This is a genomic window from Streptomyces sp. CA189 (assembly GCF_056428985.1).
In genome coordinates this window covers 1-527 of record NZ_JBWJVM010000215.1, presented here as the reverse complement: position 1 = coordinate 527, position 527 = coordinate 1, and the positions used below count along the sequence as shown (strand labels likewise).

Below are 527 nucleotides of genomic sequence, written 5' to 3'. Positions count from 1 at the left end.
TCGAGCAGATCAGGCTGCTGTCCGGCAGGATGCCGAGACGGATGCAGAGATCGAGTTTTTCCCCGACGGGATCGACAAACCTGTCGTTCAGGGAGAAATCCAGTTTGAGGCCGGGATTCTTTTTCAGCAGTGTGCTGAGCAGTGGTGCGATATGTCGCCGGTCGAACGCGACCGGTGCCGAGACTCTCAACGTACCTACGGCCGAAGAGGTGTGTTCCTTTATTTCATTTCTGGCTTGGTTTCTGCTGCCTGGGGGGAGGCGCTTTGCTCTTCGGGATCACGCCATCGTGCTCCTGTGGGAGCTGCTGCCCAATGCTGCAAGGCCGAATCCACTCCCCCCGGCGAACGGTAGGCGTCGATATGGTAGTAGCTTTGGCCCAGCACCACGGCAGCGACCTCTCGCTTGAACTCGGCGGAAAACGTACGTCATTGCTTGCTCATCAGACACCTCTCTCTCGGCGAGGATTCTTGCCTAAATCGGTATCCGGCATCAGTGGACCACTACAAGCCCCACCACTGTTCAGGAG

1 protein-coding gene and 1 pseudogene are annotated in these 527 nt (G+C 57.7%); both read right to left on the bottom strand.

Translation table 11 applies throughout. The features are described 5' to 3' along the window. On the bottom strand, positions 1 to 190 hold a 190-nt coding region (locus AC061S_RS44605), incomplete at its 3' end, for a LysR substrate-binding domain-containing protein (protein WP_322207363.1). Positions 191 to 239: 49 nt separating this feature from the next. Beyond that, a pseudogene (locus tag AC061S_RS44600) lies at positions 240 to 387 on the bottom strand (IS3 family transposase); the annotation flags it as partial. Positions 388 to 527 lie beyond the last annotated feature (140 nt).